This window comes from Lentzea sp. NPDC020367, assembly GCF_044387305.1.
Taxonomy (GTDB): domain Bacteria; phylum Actinomycetota; class Actinomycetes; order Mycobacteriales; family Pseudonocardiaceae; genus Lentzea.
In genome coordinates this window covers 881,345-896,241 of the sequence record NZ_JBIRVV010000002.1, presented here as the reverse complement: position 1 = coordinate 896,241, position 14,897 = coordinate 881,345, and the positions used below count along the sequence as shown (strand labels likewise).

The window sequence follows — 14,897 nt, the reverse complement described above, 5'->3', positions numbered from 1 at the left end:
GGGCAGGTGCTTGTTGGGGAGAACAGGTCGCCTGACACAGGGAAAACAGGGGGAAATATGAAGAGGCACGTGCGCGACAGTTTCTTCGTCGTGGGCGAAGGTGTGCTGGAATTCGACGGCAAAGGTGAGGCCACCACGCGTCAGCCCTCCACGGCGGAGGAGTTGCGCAGGTTCCGGTTCTCGCGACTGGGTCCGAAAGGGCCGCGAACGGACGAGGAGACGCGGGTAGCCCTCGCGACCGCGATCACCGCGAACGTTCCGCAGCCCGACTCGGCCGATCCGGCCGTGCCGGCGGGGTTCACCTACCTCGGCCAGTTCGTCGACCACGACCTGACCATGGACCGCACCGAGTCGCAGCTCGGGCAGGACGTCAACCTGGACGAGCTGATGCAGGGCCGCTCGCCGGCGCTGGACCTCGACTCGGTCTACGGCCGCGGCCCGCGCGACAAGGACGACCAGGTCTTCTACGCCCAGGACGGCGTGAAGTTCAAGGTCGGCACCACGACGCCGGTGCCGTTCCCGGACGAGGGCACCAACGTCCCGTTCGAGGGCTTCGACCTGCCGCGCCGCGGTGGGACGGGCGGCACGGCGGCGGACCGGCGGTTGCCGCTGATCCCGGACGCCCGCAACGACGAGAACCTCGTGGTGGCGCAGACGCACCTCGCGTTCCTGCGCTTCCACAACCGCGTGGTCGACGAGCTCGCGCTCACCGGCCTCACCGGCGAGCGGCTGTTCCGCGCCGCCAAGGAACTCGTCGTGCGGCACTACCAGTGGATGCTGAAGACCGACCACCTGCCGCGGATCATCGACCCGGCGATCGTGGACGACGTCTTCACCAACGGCCGCAGGTTCTTCGAGGTGCCCGGCCGCAGCCGGCACGACTCGCCGACGATGCCGATCGAGTTCTCGGTCGCCTCGTACCGCTTCGGGCACAGCCAGGTCCGCGGCGCGTACCAGTGGAACCGCGTGTTCCGCAGCGGCGGCCCGGTGGGCGCGCCGGCGTCGTTGTTCCAGCTGTTCACCTTCACCGGGGTGAGCGGCAACTTCGACCCGTCGTCGGCGCTTCCTGCCGACCTCGACGACGTGACCAGGGGCGACTTCTTCACGTTGCCCAGCAACTGGATCGCGGACTTCCGCAGGCTCTACGACTTCACCGAGGCCGACCGCGACGACCTGGTCGCGCCGGCGGAGTTCGACGGCGGCAACGTCACCAAGCGGATCGACACGCTGCTGGTCGACCCGCTGACGCAGCTGCCGGCCGGCACGTTCGGCGGCCGCGGCACGCAGTTCCGGGAGATCGAGCGCAACCTCGCGTTCCGGAACCTGACCAGGGCCTCGATGATGGAGCTCGCCACCGGTCAGCAGATCGCCGAGCTGTTCGAGGTCGAGCCGCTCACCGCCGAGGAGATCCTCACCGGCAACGGCGGCGCGGTCCTCGACGGCCTGTCCGAGGAGCAGAAGGCGCGGCTGGTCGAAGCCACCCCGCTGTGGTTCTACATCTTGCGCGAGGCCGAGGTCGGCAACGGGCGGATGGGCCCGGTCGGCGGCCGGATCACCGCGGAGGTCTTCCACCGCGCGATGGAGGGCAGCCGGATCTCGATCGTGCGCTCGCCGTACTGGCGGCCCACGCTCGGCCCGGACTCCAGCACGTTCCGGATGGTCGACCTGCTGCTGTTCGCGTTCGAGGGCAAGGCCGACCTGCTGAACCCGCTCGGAGATCCAGTCAGCTGATCTTTCCTCGCTCCTCCTGTCTGGCTGGGTGGTGGCAGTCAGACAGGAGAGGGAGATCATGTCTCGTCCGGAAACCACACGCCGTGAAAGCACGGAAGAACGCCTGACTCGTTTTGCGCGAGAGTCCGGAATTCCTCTGCTGCGCATTGGACTGGGGGTCGTGTACCTCTGGTTCGGCGTGCTGAAGCTCTTTCCCGGTGGCAGCCCTGCCCAGGATCTCGTCGAACGCACGGTGTCCGCGCTGACGTTCGGGATCATCCACGGGGATTTCGCCCGAGTGAGTGCCGCGATCACCGAGATCGGGATCGCACTGGTTCTGCTGAGCTTCCGCGCACCGCGGTTCTGCGCGGTCCTGCTCGTCGGCCACGTCGTGCTGGTGTCGACACCGCTGGTGTTGTTCCCCGGCGAGATGTGGGCCGGTCCGCTGCAGGCGTCGTTCGAAGCCCAGTACATCCTGAAGAACCTGGTGACCGTCGCCGCCGCGGTGGTCATCGCCTCATCGCACCCGAGGGTGCGATGACCGGGAGCCGCTCGATCCTCGGGGTCGGGCGGTTCCCGTCGTTATAGGTTTTCCTGATGGGGGCATCACTGGCGCCGTTGGCGCATCCGGCTTTCCGCTGGCTTCTCGCAGGTCGTTTCACCACCATCGCCGGCAACGCCATGGCACCGATCGCGCTGGCGTTCGCCGTGCTCGACCTCACCTCGTCGATCACGTCGCTGGGCGTCGTCGTCGCCGCGCGATCGCTGACCAACGTCGTGTTCCTGCTGTGGGGCGGTGTGGTCGCGGACCGGCTGCCGCGCCACCTCGTGCTCGCCGGGTCGTGCGCGGTCAGCTTCGCCAGCCAGGCCCTGATCGCCGTGCTCGTGCTGACCGGGACGGCGTCGGTGACCTGGTTCGTCGTGCTGTCGGCGGTCAACGGGATGTCGAGCGCGTTCTCCCTGCCGGCCTCCGCCGCGCTGGTGCCGCAGACCGTGCCCGCCGGCCTGCGCCTGCAGGCCAACGCGTTGCTGCGGCTGGGGCTGAACTCCGCGCGCATCGGTGGCGCGGCGCTGGGCGGACTGCTGATCGCCTTCACCGGTCCCGGCTGGGGCCTCGCCGTGGACGCGCTCTCGTTCGCACTGGCAGGCGTGTTCTTCGCGTTCGTGCGGGTGCCCGCCGCCCAGGTCGCCGCCGAGCACAAGCCGTCGGTGCTGGCCGAGCTGAAGGTCGGCTGGACGGAGTTCGTGTCACGGCAATGGGTCTGGGTCGTGGTCGTGGCCTTCACGTTCGTCAACGCGGCCCTCGTCGGCGGCGTGATGGTGCTCGGCCCGGTGCTGGCCGACACCACGTTCGGGCGGGAGATGTGGGGCCTGGTCCTGGCCGCGCAGACCGCGGGCATGGTCGCCGGCGCGTTCGTCGTGATGCGCGTCAAGGTGCGGCGCCCGCTGTTGCTCGGGGTTGCGTGCGTGGCGGGGTTCGCGCTGCTGCCGGTGGTCATGGTCGTGCACCCGGCGCCGTGGCTGCTGATCCTGACCTCGTTCGCGTGCGGTCTGGGCCTTGAGCAGTTCGGGGTGGCGTGGGAGGTGGCGCTGCAGCACCACGTGCCCGCTGACCGGCTCGCCCGCGTGTACTCCTACGACATGCTCGGGTCGTTCGTGGCGATTCCGCTGGCCCAGCTCGCGATCGGGCCGGTGTCGCACGCGTTCGGGACGTCGGCTGCCCTGCTCGGGTGCGCGGCGATCTACCTGCTCGCGACCGCCGGGACGCTCGCTTCCCGGTCCGTGCGGTCGCTGGAGACCGCGCCGGAACCCGTTCGCTGATCCGTGCAACGTGACAGGTGTGCACCGCGTCTTCGTGAACGGATGCGCGGTGATCATCAGTAGCCGATACAGTTCGACCGCGCTGGATCCACTTCACACTGGGGAACTGAATGAAAATCAAGCGTTTCGCCGTGCTGGGCACGGTTCTCGCACTCACCGCCGCGACCTTCGCGCCGGCGGCGTCGGCCGACGAGTACCACCGCCCGCTGGCCGACCGGCTGCGCGAGGCGATCGTCGCGCAGAACTTCAAGGACGTCATCGACCTGACTCCGCCGGAGCCCGGTGCCCGGTCGGCGGGCAAGCGGGAGAAGTACGACGCCTCACCCGCCGAACTGATGGACAAGGCCCGGTCGTTGACTGCGGCGGCGGCGGGCAAGCCGTTGCACCAGACGCCGAACATGGACGCGGCGATCATCGAGCTCGACGTCCTCGGACGCCCGAAGTCCGTGGCGAACGTGCTGCTCAGCCCGCAGTACCCGAACGGCGTGGTCGTGCCGGTCAAGCACAAGGGGCTGTCCACCGACCAGGTGCGCTACCGCTGGTGGGACGACACCGAGTGGGACGTCAACGGCGGCAAGGGCACCGTCGACGTGCTGCCCGGCCGGGAGAACGCGGCGATCGACTTCTCCTCGCCGTACCCGGCGTCGGTGCTGAAGCTGATGGTGGGCTTCGGCGTCCTGCGCCTGGCCGACCAGGGCAAGATCGATCTCGACGCCGACTACGTCTACGACCCGAGCCCGGTGCGCCCGGCGTGCGGCGGGCCGTCGGTGAAGAAGATCCGGCAGCACTTCGACGAGATGATCACGAAGTCGCAGAACGAGTCCACCTGCTCGCTGATCAAGCTGATCCACGACCACAACGCGTGGGACGCGGTCAACCAGTCGTTCGTCGACCTGGGCATGCCGACCCTGCGGGTCACCGGCACCCTGCCCGGCAACGGCGGCCAGTGGATCGGCTCCAACATGAGCGGCCTCGACACCGCGAAGCTCCTGCTGCTGGTCAACGGCGGCGCGGGTGTGCTGTGGACGACCGACAGCGGCAAGCCCGTCACCCGCAACGAACTCTCGGCCTCGTCGCGGAAGTTCTTCCAGGAGACGCTGGCGGGCCAGGGCCACAACGAGATGCTGTCCACGCCGAACTGGTGCGGCCGCGACTACCCGGTGCAGGGCATCCCGCAGCAGGTGCCGGCGCGCTGGATCAAGCCGGACGGCACCGTGACCGTCGGCGACGCGGTCTACGACCGTGACGTCCGCCCGTGCAACGACGCCGCCGAGGTGACGTTCGCGCACAAGACGGGCTGGGTCGACACGACCGGTTCCGACGCGGGCATCGTGAAGTCGTTGCGGGGCAAGGACAACCGCAACTACATCGTGGTCGTGTTCTGCAACCTGGGCACCGACTACGTCGATGCGAACCGCCCGGCCGACCCGCCCGGCGTGTACCCCGTTCTGTACACGCAGAAGTACGCGCAGCTCGGCAAGGCGATCGACACCATCATGAAGAACCTCTAGGTCTGGTGCGGCACCGCGGTCACACGGCCGCGGTGCCGATCAGCCCGTTGCGCGTCACCCGTTGCGCCAGTTCGGCCTCGGTGAGGTCCTCTGTGCCCGACGGACGGCGTGGTAGCACCATGTACCGCGACTCGGCGTTCGCGTCCCAGACCTCGATCCTGGTGGTCTCGGGCAGCGTGAGACCGAACTGCTCCAGTACCTCGCGCGGGTGGCTGACCACCCTGGACCGGTAGGCCGGGCTCTTGTACCAGGTGGGGGACGGGCCGAGCAGCGAGAGCGGGTAGCAGCTGCAGAGCGTGCAGACGATGACGTTGTGCACGTTCTCGGTGTTCTCGACGACGTGCAGCTGTTGCACCTGCAGGCCACCGCCCATCGACAGGCCGAGTTCGGGCAGCGCCTCGTTCGCGTCGTTCAGCAGGCGTGTCCGGAAGCCGTCGTCGGTCCAGGCGCGTGCCACGACCCGGAAACCGTTGGCGGGCGAGGCCTTGTGCGTGAACGCCTCTAGTGCGCGGTCGAGTTCCTGCGCGTCCAGCAGGCCTTTCTCCTCCAGGATCGCTTCCAGCTCACGGACGCGTGCGGCGATCGGGGAGTCGTCGTGGTCGTCACTCATCGCTGAGGTAGTCCTCCCAGAGGGACAGCGTCACGTCGTGGTCGCCGTGCCCGAACAGTTCGTGCGCGGAGAACCGCACGTGGTAGACCTGTTGTGGCTGCTGGATTCCCTGCGCGCTCAGGTCCGCGAGTGGGTGCACGCCGTCCTGGCCGATCACCGTGCCGACCCGGCCGCGGGCGTAGTGCGGCAGTCTGGTGTGGTGGTCCGGGTCCACAGTGGACGTCCGGACGCGGTCCCCGGTGCGGAAGCGCTCAGACAACGCCCCGCTCCTTCAGCAGCGTCTGGATCGCGCGGAACCAGTTCTCGTAGTACGAGGACTCGTGGGACATCGTGCGTTCGACCGCGTCGCGGAACTGGTCCAGGTTGTAGATCCCGCGTCCGATCAACGCCCGGTTCATGGCCATGACGTGCGCCTCCCAGTCCGCGTGGAACGGCGGCTCGTCCAGTTCCTCCTCGATCGGCCCGAAGCCGTCGAGGCCACCGACGTCGTTGGTCCTCGGCATGTCACCTCCTGCGCTCAGCCAGATTCTGCGCCGCCTCCCGCCAGTTCGGGAAGTGGAACTCGAATCCGGCGTCGCGCAGCCTGCCCGGGACGACCCGGCGGCTCTTGAGCAGCAGCTCGGTGTCGGTGCGCAGCGCGAACGCGCCCAGCCCGGCCATCCAGCGGGTCGCGGGCAGTCCCACGGGCACCTTCCAGGCCTGGCGGAGGTCGTGCATGAACTCCCGTTGCGGCAGCGGGTTCGGCGCCGCCAGGTTGACCGGTCCCGCGATCGGTTCCCTGATCAGCAGCGCGATCGCCCGCACGAAGTCGTCGTCGTGGATCCACGAGACGTACTGGCGGCCGCCCGCCACCGGGCCGCCCAGGCCGAGCCGTGCCAGCCAGGACAGGTAGTCGAACACGCCGGCCCGGTCCGGGCTCATCACCATCGCGGACCGCAGCGCGACCTTGCGGGTGCCCGGCGTGTGGGCCTCGTCCAGTTCGGCCTCCCAGCGCTTGGCGATCTCGACGCTGTACGTCCAGTAGCCCGGCACGTCCGGCTCGCGCCCGCCGAGCACCCCGGTCTCCTCGTCGTTGGCCGCGTCGAACCGGTGGGCGTAGATCGTCGCGGTGCTCATCTGCAGCCAGACGGCGGGCGGGTTGTCGGCCTTCGCGATGGCCTCGCCGACGACCCGCGCGGAGTCGATCCGCGACCGCATCATCTGCTGGAGGTTCTCCGCCGTGTAGCGGCAGCTCACGCTCCGCCCGGCCAGGTTGACGACGACGTCGGCCCCGTCGATCTCGTCGGCCCACCTGCCCAGCGTGTGGCCGTCCCACCGCACGGCGGTGTTGCGGCCGATGATCACCACGTCGTGGCCCGCCGCCCTGAAAGCGCGGGTCAGCACGCCGCCGACCTGTCCGGTACCGCCTGGAATCACGATCTTCATGTCTGGTCGTCCCCCTCGGTGCCGACGCTAGCCGCCGGTCGCTGAGAGGTGTTTCAGCTATGCTCCGGCAAAACGCTCAAACGAACAGGCGGTCGGTCATGCGGGAGTCCAGCGAAGCGCGGCGGCAGCGGATCCTGGCCGTCACAGCGTCGCGGGGCACGGTCAAGGTGAGCGATCTGGCCGAGGAGCTGGACGTTTCGATCGTCACGATCAGACGGGACGTCGAGGAGCTCGCCAGGCTAGGCAGGCTGCGCCGCGGGCACGGGGTCGCGCGCTCGTTGACGCCGGTCGAGCAGCCGGCGCCGAAGCAGGCCACGAACGGGGCGATCGCGCTGGTCGTGCCAGAGCGCCACACGTACCTGTACGAGACGATGAACGGCGCCCGCAAGACGCTCGAAGAGGCCGGAATGCGGGTCGTCCTGCACATCGCGCCGCAGGTCAGGGGCGCGGAACGGCCCATCGTCGAGAAGGCGCTGACCGAGCAGGTGCAGGGGATGCTGATGGCGCCGCGCTGGCGCACGTTCGAGGAGGAGGCCGAGGACGACTGGCTCGCGAACACCGGCGTGCCGACCGTCCTCATGGAGCGCCGCCCGAGCGGTGGCCTGCGGGCGATGAACTCCGTGTGCTCGGACCACTGGTACGGCATGCATCTGGCCGTGAAGCACCTGACCGACCTCGGGCACCGTCGGATCGTGCTGGCCGCACGCGACGACAGCCCCACGGCACGGGTGCTGCGCAGGGCGTTCCAGGAGATCTCGGCGAACCTGGAGGACGCCGTCACGGTGCGGAGCTCACCGGACACCGGGCTGGTGAACGTGCTGCGGAGGCATCGGGCGACGGCGGCGGTCCTGCACGGCGACGAGGACGCGTTGATGCTGGTCCAGCAGATGATGCACGCCGGGATGGAGGTGCCGCGGATGTGCTCGGTGGTGTCCTACGACGACGTGGTCGCGTCGCTCGGCAGCATCCCGCTCACGGCCGTCGCGCCGCCGAAGACCGAGGTCGGCCGGGTCGCCGCAGAGCTGCTGCTGCGGAAGCTGAAAGGCGAGGTCACGGCCCCCGAACGGATCGAGCTGCTGCCCGCGTTGAAGATCCGCTCATCGACTGAGCGTTTGACCGTTTCTTGACGAAAAACCGATCAGGCGATCAGGATGCGCTCCATGCGCCTGAGTCGTCGCACACTTCTCGCGGCGGGTCTCACGGCACCATTGGCGGCCTGCTCCACTCCGCAACGCCGCGGTGCCGGAGGTCCGGTAGAGATCACGTTCTGGTCGGCCCTGCGAGGTAGTCAGCAGGTCGTCGACGCGTTCAACTCCTCGCAGAACCGCATCAGGGTGGTCTTCCAGCAGATCCCCTCCGGTGGGCAGGGCGGCTACGCCAAGCTCAGCAACGCGGCTCGTGCGGGCAACGCACCGGACGTCGCCACGATCGAGTACCCGCAGGTGCCGGGGTACGCGATCGACGGCGTCGCCAGGGACATCACCGACCTCGTGACCGACCGCCTGAAGCAGAAGCTCCTGCCGCAGGCGCTCAAGCTCACGACCTTCGACAACCGCGTGTTCAGCGTCCCGCTCGACATCGAGCCGATGGTCCTGCACTACCGCGCGGACCTGTTCCAGGCCAACGGTTTCGAGATCCCGACGACGTGGGACGAGTTCGCCGATCTCGCTCGCACCGTGCGGGGCAGGTTCCCGGACAAGAGGCTCACGATCTTCCCGACGGATGGCGGCACGCAGTTCGCCTGCCACGCCTGGCAGGCCGGCGCGCAGTGGTTCGACACCAGCGGCGGCAAGTGGCGCGTCTCCCTCGCCGACGAGCCCACCCGGAAGGTCGCGGCCTACTGGCAGAAGCTCGTCGACGAGGACCTGGTGTTCCGCAACGCCGGCGACAGCAAGCAGCACGACGCCCAGATCGGCCAGGACCGCGTGATCACGAGGCTCAGCGGCGCCTGGGACGCGGGCGCGCAGATGCGGGCGAGGCCGGCGCAGAAGGGCAAGTGGCGCATCGCCGCCATGCCGATCTGGGACGAACAGGTCGTCGGCACGCACGGCGGTTCGACGTTCGCGATCACCAAGGACTCCCGGGAACCCGAGGCCGCGATGGAGTTCATCGAGTGGCAGTGCACCCACCCGGACGCGCTGACGGCTCGGTTGAAGAGCGGCACCAGCAGCCAGTACCCGGTCGCGCCCGGCCTGGTCGAGGCGGGCGCCAAGGCGTTTCCCGGCGAGTACTACGGCGGCCAGGACATCTACCGGCTCTTCGAGCAGGAGGCGAACAAGGTCCGCGACGGCTGGGTGTGGGGACCGCGGATGACCGCCACCCTGAAGGTGATGCAGGACGGGTTCGCCAAGGCGGGCGCCGGCGAGGGCACGCTGATCGACGCGGTGCGGACGGCCCAGAGCGGCACGATGCCCGATCTGAAGGCCCTCGGTCTGTCCACTGAGGAGGGTGCGCGGTGAAGAGCAGACTCGCCTGCGCCGTCCTGATGGCGCCCTTCTTCCTGTTGCTGGTCACGGTGTTCCTCATCCCGACCGGAACGGCGATCTGGCTCAGCTTCTTCGCCGCCGACCAGCCGGGACTGGGCTTCGGCCCGGAGAGCACGGTGTTCGTCGGCCTGCGCAGCTACGTCGCCGTGCTGAGCGACCCGACGTTCCTCAACGGGCTGCTGACCGTGGTCCTGTACTGCCTGCTCTACATCCCGTTGATGGTCGTCGGCGCGCTCACCCTCGCGCTGCTGCTGGACTCCGGCGTGGCGAAGCTGCGCAGCTGGATGCAGATGGGCCTCTACCTGCCGCACGCCGTGCCGGGCATCATCGCCGCCCTGATCTGGCTCTACCTCTACACACCGGGCCTGAGCCCGATCATCGACCTGTTCGCCAAGGCCGACATCCAGATCAACTTCCTCGGCATCAACACCGTGCTGCCGTCGATCGTGAACATCGCCCTGTGGAGCAACCTCGGCTACAACATGGTGATCTTCTACGCGGCGTTGCAGGCCGTGCCGCGCGAAGTCCTGGAAGCGTCCGTCGTGGACGGAGCGGGCCCGGTCAAGCAGGCGCTGCGGATCAAGGCGCCGCTGGTGCGCGGCGCGATCGTCACGGTCGGCATCTTCACGCTCATCTGGGCGCTGCAGCTGTTCACCGAACCCGTGCTGCTCAGCCAGTCCACCCCGATGATCAGCGCCCGGTTCTCGCCGAGCATGTACATCTACGACGCGGCCTTCACCCGCAACAACTACGGCCTCGCCGCGGCCGCGTCCGTGATCCTGCTGGCCTTCACGGTCGCGCTGTCCTTCGGCGTCACCCGCTGGACGAACAGGAAGGCCGCCTGATGACCCTCCTCGGCCGGACCACGGTGAACGTGGTCATCGGCGTCTCGGTGCTCTACACCCTGCTGCCGGTGATGTGGCTGGTGCTCGCCGCCACGAAGAACGTCGACGCACTGTTCAACAGCGACCTGTTCGGCGGCTTCTCGCTGGTGGAGAACGTCAAGAACCTGTTCGCGATGGACAAGGGCCTGTACGGGCGCTGGTACCTCAACAGCCTCCTGTACGCGGTGATCGGTGCCGCCGTCAGCGCGTTCATCTCGATCGCCTCCGGGTACGCGTTCGACAAGTACTCCTTCCGCCACAAGGAGAAGCTCTTCGGGCTCGTCCTCGCGGCGGTCATGGTGCCGCAGACCGTGCTCGCGCTGCCGCTGTACCTGATGGCGTCCGGGGCGGGCCTGGTGAACACGTTCTGGGCGGTGTTCATCCCGGCGCTGTTCAACCCGTTCGGCGTCTACCTCGGCCGGATCTTCGCGCAGGGCTACGTGCCCGACGAGGTGCTGGAGGCCGCGCGCATCGACGGCGCGGGCGATCTCGCCACGTACTTCAAGGTCGCGCTGCGGATGCTCGGGCCGGGCATGGTGACGCTGTTCCTGTTCCAGCTCACCACGATCTGGAACAACTTCTTCCTGCCCATGGTGATGCTGTCCGACCAGAAGCTCTACCCCGTCAGCCTTGGCCTCTACCAGTGGAACAGTTCGGCCACGGTGTCTCCCGAGTACTACCCGGTGGTGATCATGGGATCTCTCTTCGCGGTGCTGCCGCTGATTCTCGCGTTCATGTTGCTGCAACGGTTCTGGAAGGCCGGCATGACCGCGGGAGCCGTCAAGTGAGGGCCGCGGGCGTGATGTCGGAGGAGGCCGCCGCCGCCGTCCTCGCGCCCGTGCTCCACGACCTGAAGGCGTTGTGCGACTTCGAGGGCGTCAGCGAGGACTTCGCCGGGGTGCCCGACGTCGACCTGCTCGTCACGGGCTGGGGCTGCCCGCCGATCACCGCCGAGGTGCTCGACCGGCTGCCGAGCCTGAAGGCGATCGTGCACACCGCCGGGTCGGTCAAGGGCTTCGTCACCGACGCCTGCTGGGACCGCGGCATCGCGGTGTCGTCGGCCGCCCAGGCCAACGCGCTGCCGGTCGCCGAGTACACCGTCGCGATGATCCTGCTGACCGGCAAGCGGGTGCTCGAACGCGCCCGCGAGTACCGCGAGACCAAGCGGATGTCGGTGTACGGGGTCTCGCCGTCCGTCGGCAACTTCGGCGCCACGGTCGGCATCCTGTCCGCGTCGATGATCGGCCGGCGGGTGATCGAGCTGCTGGCGCCCTACGATTTCCAGGTGCTGGTGCACGATCCGTTCGTGACCGAAGTGGACGGTGCCGAGTCCGTGAGCCTCGCCGAGCTGTTCGAACGCAGCGACGTGGTCAGCGTGCACACGCCGTTGCTGCCGCAGACCAGGGGACTGGTGAGCGGTGAGCTGCTCGGCCTGCTGCGCGACGACGCGGTGCTGATCAACACCGCCCGCGGCGCCGTCGTCGACCAGGACGCACTGGCGGGCGAGGCCGGCCGGATCCGGGCGGTGCTGGACGTGACCGATCCCGAGGTTCTGCCGGCGGACCACCCGTTGTGGCGCAACGACAACGTGCTCATCACCCCTCACCTGGCCGGGTCGCAGGGCAACGAGTGGGACCGCCTCGGCCTGCACGCGCTGGCCGAGGTCCGCCGATGGGTGGCGGGGGAGGGGTTCGAGACACCGGTGCCGCCGGAACGAAGAGAGTGGATCGCATGAGACTCCAGGCCGAGCGAAGGGAACCCACCGCGTGAAACTCCACACCCCCGACCTCACCCGCGACCACTGGGTGGCGACCGCCGACGACCTGCTCGCCGCCGCCTGGCGGTACGCGTCCCCCGACCAGGCCTTCCTCGACCTCCCGGGCCGCCCCTCCCGCAGCGGTGTCCGGTCGGACGGCCTGGAGGGCTACGCGCGCACGTTCCTCGCCGCCGCCTTCCGCACCGCGCACGGCGACGACCCGCACAACCTGCTGGAGCGCTACGCCGCGGGCCTGACCGCGGGCACGGCGGGGGAGTGGCCCGCGATCGTCGACGTCGGCCAGCCCATGGTCGAGTCGGCCTCGGTCGCGCTGGGCCTGCGCCTCACCAAACCGTGGCTGTGGGACAAGCTGCCCGAGGCGGTGCAGGACCGGGCGGAGGCCTGGCTGCGGGAGGCACTGCGGCACGTTCCCGCCGCCAACAACTGGTACTTCTTCCCGTACACCGTGGCGTCGTTCCTGGAGTCGGCCGGCCGCGGTGACGACGAGACCCGCCAGGCGCAGGACCGTGCGATGGAACTGTTGGAGGGCTGGTACGTCGGCGACGGCTGGTACTCCGACGGCGACGGACGCGCGTTCGACCACTACAACGGCTGGGCGCTGCACCTCTACCCGGCACTGGACGCGCACCTGAACGGCCGGCCGATCACCACCCACCTGCGCGAGCACCTGAAGAGCTTCCCCCTGCTGTTCGGCGCGGACGGCGCCCCGCTCTACTTCGGACGGTCGCTCACCTACCGCTTCGCCGCCGCGTCGGCCGTGGCGCTGGGCGCGGTCACCGGCGAGACACCGCTGAGCCCCGGCCACTCCCGCCACCTCATCGGCCGGACCCTCCGGTACTTCCTCGACCGGGGCTCGCTGTCCGACGGCCTGCTCAGCCTCGGCTGGCACGGCCCGCACGAGGCGAGTCTCCAGCCCTACTCCGGACCGGCCTCGCCGTACTGGGCGTCGAAGGCGTTCGTCTGCCTGCTGGCCGGTCCCGATCATCCACTGTGGACGGCACCGCAGGAGAGCCAGGACGAGGACCGAACGCTTGCGTTGCCGGGACCGGGTTTCCTGATCCAACGGCACAACGGCGTGACGCGGCTGCACAACCACGGCAGCGACCACGTCCGGCCGTTCGAGGGCGAGCACGCGACCGAGGACGACCCGCTCTACAGCCGCTTCGCCTACTCGACGGCCAGCGGCCCGACCGCGAAGCACAACCTCGCCGACAACCACCTCAGCCTGGTCGTCCGGGGTGATCGCAGCGTGCGCAGGCGGATCCACCCGCTGGGAGCGGCGGACAACTGGGCCGCGTCCTGGCACCGCCCGGTGTTCGACGCGAACCAGCCCATGGTGCCGGGCCTGCGGATCGAGAGCGTCACGGCCGTCTGGGACGACCAGGAACTGCGGATCCACCGCGTGATCGGCGCACCGCCCGGCACGAGGGCCGAACTCACCGGCTGGGCCACGGACCTGCCGTCACCGCTGGTCGGCGTGCGGGGCTGGACCGGCGAGGAGTCGCGGACCGCGCCGCAGGGCACGGCGTTCACCACCACGGCGCAGGTCCCGGTGCTGACCGCCGACGTCGAGGGAACGGTGACGCTGGCAGCGGTGTCCGTGCTCGGCGGCGCGGTCGCCGAGGTGGACTGGGACGCCCGTGTCGACGAGATCCTCCGGCAGACCCTGGACGCCCCTGACCGGGGTACGACGGCCGGGTGAGGCTCGCCGGCCGCGCCTGAACGGGGTAACGCGGCGGCGGCAGGCCCGATGAAGGGATGTGCGCATCACCCTTCTCGCCGCCGCCGCGTTCCTGCTCGCCGCCTGCACCTCCACCCCGGAGGCCGCGCCGTCCCAGGTGCCGCCCGCCCCGACGACCGTCGAGCAGGCCGCCGGCAACGGCCCGAACTGCGCGAACGCCAACTCCTCCGTCGTGGGCAAGGCGCTCGGACTGCGGCTGCAAGGCCAGCAGGAGACCGTCGACAAGGCGGTCACGACCTGCCGTTACGTGGGCGCGGGCATGCCGGTCGAGGTGCGGTTCACGGCCAACGCGACCGCCACGACGTTCGCCAAGGGCAAGCCGGAGAAGGCCAAGGCGCTCGAGGGCCTGTTCGACGAGGCCTACGAGGCCACGGCCGGCGGCGCCGAGACCGCGCAGCACACGGTCGCCGCCCGCAAGGGCAAGACCCAGATCGAAGTGATGTCCCCGGCGGGCGTCGAGCCGTCGAAGAAGCTGATCACCGACCTGTTCGGCCGGATCTAGACCGGCACGTCGAAGAACGAGAGCACCCGCGCACCGGGCGCCAGCCACGGTTCCAGCAGGGCGTTCGCGCGGCCGGGATCGCGGTGGAACAGCCCGACCCGCACCGCGAACACCAGGTCGAACCGCCGGTCGCCGAGGTTCATGTCCTCCAGCGACGCGATGAGGAACTCGGCCTTGCCCGACGCCACGTACGGGGCGTTGCGGCGGGTCGCGGCCTCGATCATCTTGGTGGAGCGGTCGATCGCGGTGAGCGTGCCGGTGGACAGCAGTTCGCACACCAGGGTGGCGGCCACGCCCTGACCGCAGCCGATCTCCAGCACCCGGTCACCCGGCCGGATCGCGAGTTGGCCGACCACACCCCGCAGACGCTCGCTCATGGTCCACATGATGCGTCAGCACGGCGGGCGGGGCTACTTCCGCAGCCCCGGCC

General features: G+C 69.3%; 16 protein-coding genes. 11 read left to right on the top strand and 5 right to left on the bottom strand.

Going from position 1 to position 14,897, the window contains the following annotated elements; translation table 11 throughout:
• The first annotated feature begins 69 nt into the window (after positions 1-69).
• The 4 genes from ACH413_RS10835 to ACH413_RS10820 all read left to right on the top strand — a co-directional run bounded on the left by ACH413_RS10835 (position 70) and on the right by ACH413_RS10820 (position 5,042).
• On the top strand, positions 70-1,731 hold the full coding sequence (locus ACH413_RS10835; RefSeq protein WP_360030753.1) for a heme peroxidase family protein: 1,662 nt from the start codon (positions 70-72) through the stop codon (positions 1,729-1,731).
• A 58-nt stretch (positions 1,732-1,789) separates the two neighbouring features.
• On the top strand, positions 1,790-2,251 hold the full coding sequence (locus ACH413_RS10830) for a DoxX family protein (RefSeq protein ID WP_360030752.1): 462 nt from the start codon (positions 1,790-1,792) through the stop codon (positions 2,249-2,251).
• Positions 2,252-2,307: 56 nt separating this feature from the next.
• Positions 2,308-3,531, top strand: a complete 1,224-nt coding sequence (locus ACH413_RS10825; protein ID WP_360030750.1) for an MFS transporter — start codon at positions 2,308-2,310, stop codon at positions 3,529-3,531.
• Positions 3,532-3,641: 110 nt separating this feature from the next.
• Positions 3,642-5,042: a serine hydrolase gene (locus ACH413_RS10820; protein ID WP_360030748.1), complete on the top strand. Its 1,401-nt coding sequence runs from the start codon at positions 3,642-3,644 to the stop codon at positions 5,040-5,042.
• Positions 5,043-5,061: 19 nt separating this feature from the next.
• On the opposite strand, the gene ACH413_RS10815 is transcribed toward ACH413_RS10820, so the two are convergent.
• From ACH413_RS10815 to ACH413_RS10800, 4 genes are read right to left on the bottom strand one after another with little or no spacing between them, the layout of a single operon-like run.
• Positions 5,062-5,652, bottom strand: coding sequence for a nitrile hydratase subunit alpha (locus ACH413_RS10815; protein ID WP_360030746.1), 591 nt, complete (start codon positions 5,650-5,652; stop codon positions 5,062-5,064).
• Positions 5,645-5,911 (bottom strand): SH3-like domain-containing protein, encoded by a 267-nt coding sequence (locus ACH413_RS10810; protein ID WP_360030744.1) that lies wholly within the window; start codon positions 5,909-5,911, stop codon positions 5,645-5,647. The genes ACH413_RS10815 and ACH413_RS10810 overlap by 8 nt, the downstream gene beginning before the upstream one ends.
• Positions 5,904-6,155 carry a hypothetical protein gene (locus tag ACH413_RS10805; protein ID WP_360030742.1) on the bottom strand — a complete coding sequence of 84 codons (252 nt, stop codon included), beginning with the start codon at positions 6,153-6,155 and terminating at the stop codon, positions 5,904-5,906. The genes ACH413_RS10810 and ACH413_RS10805 overlap by 8 nt, the downstream gene beginning before the upstream one ends.
• 1 nt (position 6,156) lies before the next feature.
• Positions 6,157-7,077 (bottom strand): DUF1731 domain-containing protein, encoded by a 921-nt coding sequence (locus tag ACH413_RS10800; RefSeq protein WP_360030740.1) that lies wholly within the window; start codon positions 7,075-7,077, stop codon positions 6,157-6,159.
• Between the two features lie 98 nt (positions 7,078-7,175).
• Here ACH413_RS10800 and ACH413_RS10795 point away from each other — a divergent pair, with 98 nt between their 5' ends.
• Genes ACH413_RS10795 through ACH413_RS10765 form a run of 7 tightly spaced genes read left to right on the top strand, consistent with a single transcriptional unit; the run spans position 7,176 to position 14,467 of the window.
• Positions 7,176-8,204 carry a substrate-binding domain-containing protein gene (locus ACH413_RS10795; RefSeq protein WP_360030738.1) on the top strand — a complete coding sequence of 343 codons (1,029 nt, stop codon included), beginning with the start codon at positions 7,176-7,178 and terminating at the stop codon, positions 8,202-8,204.
• A gap of 33 nt (positions 8,205-8,237) precedes the next feature.
• Positions 8,238-9,536: an extracellular solute-binding protein gene (locus ACH413_RS10790; protein WP_360030736.1), complete on the top strand. Its 1,299-nt coding sequence runs from the start codon at positions 8,238-8,240 to the stop codon at positions 9,534-9,536.
• A complete protein-coding gene (locus ACH413_RS10785; RefSeq protein WP_360030734.1) occupies positions 9,533-10,408 on the top strand; it encodes a sugar ABC transporter permease in 876 nt (291 codons plus the stop codon). The genes ACH413_RS10790 and ACH413_RS10785 overlap by 4 nt, the downstream gene beginning before the upstream one ends.
• Positions 10,408-11,235: a carbohydrate ABC transporter permease gene (locus tag ACH413_RS10780; RefSeq protein ID WP_360030732.1), complete on the top strand. Its 828-nt coding sequence runs from the start codon at positions 10,408-10,410 to the stop codon at positions 11,233-11,235. The genes ACH413_RS10785 and ACH413_RS10780 overlap by 1 nt, the downstream gene beginning before the upstream one ends.
• Complete coding sequence (locus ACH413_RS10775) at positions 11,232-12,182, top strand: hydroxyacid dehydrogenase (RefSeq protein WP_360030730.1); 951 nt, start codon at positions 11,232-11,234, stop codon at positions 12,180-12,182. The genes ACH413_RS10780 and ACH413_RS10775 overlap by 4 nt, the downstream gene beginning before the upstream one ends.
• A gap of 31 nt (positions 12,183-12,213) precedes the next feature.
• The gene (locus ACH413_RS10770; protein WP_360030728.1) at positions 12,214-13,926 is read left to right on the top strand and encodes a DUF2264 domain-containing protein; all 1,713 of its coding nucleotides are present in this window, start codon (positions 12,214-12,216) and stop codon (positions 13,924-13,926) included.
• Positions 13,927-13,984: 58 nt separating this feature from the next.
• The gene (locus ACH413_RS10765; protein ID WP_360030726.1) at positions 13,985-14,467 is read left to right on the top strand and encodes a hypothetical protein; all 483 of its coding nucleotides are present in this window, start codon (positions 13,985-13,987) and stop codon (positions 14,465-14,467) included.
• Here the strand turns inward: ACH413_RS10765 and ACH413_RS10760 are convergent.
• Positions 14,464-14,844 (bottom strand): class I SAM-dependent methyltransferase, encoded by a 381-nt coding sequence (locus tag ACH413_RS10760; protein ID WP_177320260.1) that lies wholly within the window; start codon positions 14,842-14,844, stop codon positions 14,464-14,466. The genes ACH413_RS10765 and ACH413_RS10760 overlap by 4 nt on opposite strands.
• Positions 14,845-14,897 lie beyond the last annotated feature (53 nt).

Coding starts and splice junctions, on each gene's coding strand:
- ACH413_RS10795 (WP_360030738.1), top strand. CDS start 7,176: ATGCGGGAGTCCAGCGAAGCGCGGCGGCAGCGGATCCTGGCCGTCACA.
- ACH413_RS10825 (WP_360030750.1), top strand. CDS start 2,308: ATGGGGGCATCACTGGCGCCGTTGGCGCATCCGGCTTTCCGCTGGCTT.
- ACH413_RS10805 (WP_360030742.1), bottom strand. CDS start 6,155: ATGCCGAGGACCAACGACGTCGGTGGCCTCGACGGCTTCGGGCCGATC.
- ACH413_RS10815 (WP_360030746.1), bottom strand. CDS start 5,652: ATGAGTGACGACCACGACGACTCCCCGATCGCCGCACGCGTCCGTGAG.
- ACH413_RS10760 (WP_177320260.1), bottom strand. CDS start 14,844: ATGAGCGAGCGTCTGCGGGGTGTGGTCGGCCAACTCGCGATCCGGCCG.
- ACH413_RS10780 (WP_360030732.1), top strand. CDS start 10,408: ATGACCCTCCTCGGCCGGACCACGGTGAACGTGGTCATCGGCGTCTCG.
- ACH413_RS10820 (WP_360030748.1), top strand. CDS start 3,642: ATGAAAATCAAGCGTTTCGCCGTGCTGGGCACGGTTCTCGCACTCACC.
- ACH413_RS10830 (WP_360030752.1), top strand. CDS start 1,790: ATGTCTCGTCCGGAAACCACACGCCGTGAAAGCACGGAAGAACGCCTG.
- ACH413_RS10800 (WP_360030740.1), bottom strand. CDS start 7,077: ATGAAGATCGTGATTCCAGGCGGTACCGGACAGGTCGGCGGCGTGCTG.
- ACH413_RS10790 (WP_360030736.1), top strand. CDS start 8,238: ATGCGCCTGAGTCGTCGCACACTTCTCGCGGCGGGTCTCACGGCACCA.